This is a genomic window from Bartonella sp. MF74HXZ (assembly GCF_042194445.1).
GTDB lineage: Bacteria > Pseudomonadota > Alphaproteobacteria > Rhizobiales > Rhizobiaceae > Bartonella > Bartonella grahamii.
Genome location: NZ_JBHIMW010000013.1, coordinates 1 through 5513, shown reverse-complemented (window position 1 = coordinate 5513; position 5513 = coordinate 1). Strand labels below are relative to the sequence as shown.

Genomic DNA, 5513 nt, shown 5'->3' with positions numbered 1-5513 from the left:
ATAAAGCCGGATTAGAAAAGATTAATGCTGCTGATGACTATGCAAATTTTTTAACCAGAACTCTTTTGGGGACGAGTAATGAGAGCTCTAAAATAAATGTTTTGACAACAGATAGTAGTGGCGCATGGGAAGGTGTGCAAGATATATTAAGAGTTAAGAATGTTGCACAGCTGAAGGCACCAAGAGCATTTGTAAAAGAAGATTTTAATGAGGAAAAAGAAAACGCTGACATTTCTGCACTAGCATTTGATTCTGCAATAACAAGACAACTTGTTCCTGTTAGTGATCTGCTGCGAGGCACGAGAGCTAATACAGGTGTTATGCTGGGCAATGGTGCACAGGCAACTGATACCTCAAGTATTGCAATAGGCAAAGATGACCCAGACTGTAAAAATGTAGACGGTACCTATGGTTGTTTTGGAGCGAAAGCGTTAGCTGAAAGAGCAATAGCTATCGGTTTATCAGCTGAAGCTAAGAATTTTCAGGGGATTGCTATTGGTGTTAATGCAAAAGTATCCGCTAACAGTAGTATTGCTATAGGTCCCTATACAAAGGCGACTGAAGGAGATAGCATTGTTATGGGGAACCATGCACAGGCTACAAAAGACAATAGTATAGTCATAGGTCATAAAGCAAATTCAACGGGGAGTAGAGGTGTTGCTTTGGGCTTTAACGCTGAGACATCAGACGTGGATACTGTTGCTATAGGTTTCATGGCTCACACTATGGGAAAAAGTAGTGTCGCAATAGGTGGTGAATATAATTCTGAGAGCACACACGGGCCAGATGATTATACAACCGCGAAGAGTGATTATTCAACGGCTGTGGGTGCTGTTTCTAAGGCTTTGGGGTTTGGTTCAACAGCTATTGGTCATCGTGCTAAGGCAGTTAGTCAGCATGCCATTTCTTTTGGATTTTATTCGGAAGCACAGAAAGAAGGATCTATCGCTATCGGTGCCAATTCTTTAGTTTCGGTGGAAGATGGCGTTGCTATAGGAAGAGGTTCTGCATCCGGTAGGGCTGCTGGTAAGTTTGGTTATACTCCTTTGCTGCAGGGGCCTACAAAAAACACCGAAGCGCAATGGAAAAGTACGCGGGGTGGAGTGAGTGTTGGTAATAATAGTAAGGGTATAACCAGACAAATTACAGGCGTAGCAGCTGGTTCTGAGGTTACCGATGCAGTGAATGTTAGCCAGTTAAAAGACTTAGAAGATCTTGTAAGAAAAAACGGTTGGAAACTGTCAGTTGGAGATAAAAATGCTACAACTGTTCTTATGGATAGCGGAGTAGATTTTTCTGCTGGAAGTAGCAACCTAAATATTACAAAGGGCGAAGATGACAATAAGCTAAAATTTGATCTGGCTCAAGATGTTACATTAACGAGCTTAAAGGCAGGAACAAATACCTTCGATGCCACCGGCTTAGTCATTACGGATGGTCCGAAAATAACGATTTCTGGTATTGACGCTAGTAGTAAAAAGATAACGGGAGTTGCAACGGGTACTGATGATACTGATGCAGTGAATTTTGCACAGCTAAAAGCAGCACAAGAAGCAGCGATTATAAAAGGTTTAAAAATTAATACTACTGGCGAAGATTTTGCAGATGCTGCAGCTGATGCAGAAAATTCAGTTTCTATTGGTAGCAAGGCCAGCGTTGATAAACTCTCCAGCGGTGCGCTTGCTTTTGGTTCTGGCGCATCTGTAAAGGATGTTGGTTCCAAAGATGATCCAGAAGGTTCGTTAAATGGAATTGCCTTAGGTGCAAATGCATCTGTAGCTGGTGCTGGTGGAGTTGCTCTTGGCGCTGGCGCAAAAGCTAACGGCGAATCTGCGTTTGCTCTTGGTGCTGGCGCAGAAGCTAACGGCGAATCTGCGTTTGCTCTTGGTGCTGGCGCAAGGTCCAGCAGCGGAGGTGTTGCTATTGGTGTTAATGCAGAATCCATGGTGGATTCAATTACCATTGGGCACAACGCAAAAACTAATGGCCAAGGCTCGGTTGTTCTTGGTGCCAATGCAATAGCTAAGGGTATCTCTTCGGTTGTTATTGGTGAAAAAGCACAAGCTCTCGATAGTGGTTCGGTTGTTATTGGTTCAAATGCCTCTGTTGATAACAACAGCAGATTTGCGGTTGTTTTGGGCGAACAGGCAAAAGTTGCACAAGGCGCCACCTATGCGCTTGCTTTGGGTCGTTACGCGGAGGTTGCTAAAAACGCTACCTCTGCAATTGCTTTGGGCCAACAGGCAAAAGTTGAAAGCGGTGCCACCTCTGCAATTGCTTTTGGTACTAGCGCAAAAGTATCAGTTAAAGATGGTATTGCTCTAGGAAGTAATTCTGTAGCTAATGTTGGACCTGGTGTTGCGGGTTATGATCCTAGTACTAGAGAGAATGCAGATAAACAGGACAACACATGGATAGGTAGTCTTGGTGCACTCAGTATTGGTGATGCTAAGCAAGGAAAAACCAGACAGATTGTAGGTGTTGCCGCTGGTACGAACGACTCTGATGCGGTAAATGTTGCGCAGCTAAAAGCTCTACAAGACTCTATAAACCCAAGTTGGGAACTCTCTGTTAATGGTAAAAATACGACGAATGTTAATTCAACCAACCCAATGGATTTGGTAACTGGAAGTACAAATCTTAATCTTACAAAAGGTGATAAGGACAATAAGGTACAATTTGATCTAGCGAAGAACATTGCGCTGGAGAGCGTAAAGGCAGGCACAAATACCCTAGATGCAACAGGCTTAGTGATTACAGGTGGTCCGAAAATAACAACCGATGGTATTGACGCTGGCAGTAAGAAGATAACAGGCATTCAAGATGGTGCACTCACAGCAGAATCAACCGAAGCGGTCAATGGTTCCCAACTTTTGGCAACAAATACTGAAATTAAAGAAGTAAGAGACAGTATTCTTGTTAAGCAAGTAGCACAGAAGAGGAAAACGCGCAATCTCCTTGATGGAGGAGAAGGTCCTATCACTATTGGTAGGGAAACTGGTGGTAGCGAAATCAGTATTTTGAACAAAGAGAATGGAGGGCGGAAACTTTCCGGTCTACTGGGCGGGGCAATCAATGAAACTTCAGACGAAGCCGTAAGTGGTTCTCAGCTTCATACATTGGGCACAGGTGTTGCATCTTATTTTGGTGGTGGTGCTAGCTATGCGGATGGTAAATGGACCGCTCCTACATTCAAGGTTAAGACCTTCAATAAAGATGGCACTGCGACTGAGAAGCCTTATTCCGATGTAGCTTCTGCCTTTGCCGGTGTTGGTGATTCATTCGAGAACGTTAAAGATAAATTCGAGAATGTTCAGAATGAAATTAAGAATGCGAAAGAAAAATCTTTGAACTGGAGCGAAAAGGAGCAGGCATTTGTAGCAAAGATCGGAGGCAGAATTGGCAGTAATGGAGAGCCAGAAGCAGGAGGATTTAATAGCAAGATTACATCTCTTGCGGATGGAGATATTTCTGTTAGCTCAACAGATGCCATAAATGGCTCACAGCTTTTTGAGACAAATGATAAGGTTGCTACCTATTTTGGTGGTTCTGCGGCCTTTAAAGATGGTTCTTTTACAGCTCCGACTTATAACATCTCTAATATTACTGAGGATGGTACAGTAACGACTAATCCATATAACGATGTTGGTAGTGCGTTTGCGGGTCTTGATACGAGTGTCAAGAATGTGAATACACATCTAACGAATGAGGTCAAAAAGTTTGATGAAAAACTAACGAATATTACGCAAGCAGTTCAAGGCGATGCTTTGTTGTGGGACAAGACTACAGGCGCCTTTGTAGCCTTGCATGGGGAAAAAGAAGGTAAAAAGCAAAACAGCAAGATTACATCGCTGGCTGATGGTTCTATAGTAGCAGGTTCGAGCGATGCGGTTACGGGTGGTCAGATTAATACCATAGCTGCGAGTTTAGCAAAAATTTTAGGAGGCAAAGCATCGTTTAGTGCTGATGGCACTTTTACAGTTCCTAGCTATGACTTATCGACAGTTTCTAAAGAGGGTAATGTAACAAATAAATCGTATGAAGGAGTTGAAACAGCCTTTAAAGGACTTGATGATAATATCAAGACTGTTAACGATCGCATTAAGGAAGTTTCTCAAGGAGTTGCACAAGATTCTTTATCATGGAGTAATGAGAGTAACGCCTTTGTAGCCTTGCATGGAGAAAAAGGGAAAAAAACAAATAGCAAGATCACGTCTCTTGCAGCTGGCTCTATAGTATCAGGCTCAAGTGATGCAATAACTGGTGGACAGGTTTATGATCTGCAAAAACAGTTTGCTGGCTATTTGGGTGGTGGTGCTGGTTATAATGAGGAAGGCAAATGGCAGGCTCCTACATTCAAGGTTAAAACAATCAAGGAAGATGGCACCTCTGGAGAAGGAGATTATTCTGATGTAGCGAGTGCTTTTGCAGGCGTTGGCAGTTCTTTCACGAATATTAAAAATGAGCTTAACAAAGAGATTAATAAAGTTGTAGGAGACAGCCTTGTTAAGCAGGATGAAAAGACAAAGGTTATCAATATTGGTAAAGAAACAGAAGGCACGAGCATTACTATTGCCAATAAGGCTGGTGCGGATCGGACACTTTCCGGTGTGAAAGAAGCAGCGAATGATAATGAAGCCGTTAACAAAGGACAGCTTGATAAAGGCTTGAAAGATCTTTCGAACAGTCTTCAGTCTGATGAATCAGCCGTTGTTCATTATGATAAAACAGGTGATGAAAATGGTAGCATTAATTACACAAGTGTGACTTTAGGAAAAGGTAAGGGTTCTCCAGCTGTAGGTCTCCATAATGTTGCTGATGGTAAGATTTCCAAGGATTCACATGATGCAATCACGGGTGGACAGGTTAACGCCATAGCTTCGGATTTATCAAAGATTTTAGGTGGCGCTGTATCCTTTGATGGCAAAAACTTTACAGGACCAACGTATGACTTATCGACAGTTTCTAAAGAGGGTAAGGTAACAAATAAATCGTATGAAGGAGTTGAAACAGCCTTTAAAGGACTTGATGATAATATCAAAACTGTTAACGATCGTATTAAGGAAGTCTCAGAAGGAGTTGCACAAGATTCCTTATTATGGGGTGGAGATGCCTTTGTCGCACAGCATGAGAAAGATGGTAAAAAGGAAAACAGCAAGATCACATCGTTGGCTGATGGTTCTATAGTATCAGGTTCGAGCGATGCGATTACGGGTGGTCAGATTTATGATCTTCGAAAACAGTTTGCTGGCTATTTGGGTGGCGGTGCTGGTTATAATGAGAAAGGTGAATGGCAAAATCCGGATTTCCAAATTCAGACTTTCAACAATGATGGTACGAAAGGTGATAAGAAGAGCAGTAACAATGTTGCGGGTGCGTTTAATGACATTAATGACAGCATGAGCACTATCAACGATCGTATTAAGGAAGTTTCAGAAGGAGTTGCACAAGATTCTTTATCATGGAGCAAGACTGAAGGTGCTTTTGTCGCCCTGCATGGGGAAGATGGTAAA

1 protein-coding gene is annotated in these 5513 nt (G+C 42.5%); it reads left to right on the top strand.

Going from position 1 to position 5513, the window contains the following annotated elements; translation table 11 throughout:
• On the top strand, positions 1–5513 hold a 5513-nt coding region (locus ACFIJ8_RS08330; protein ID WP_375639371.1), incomplete at both ends, for a hypothetical protein.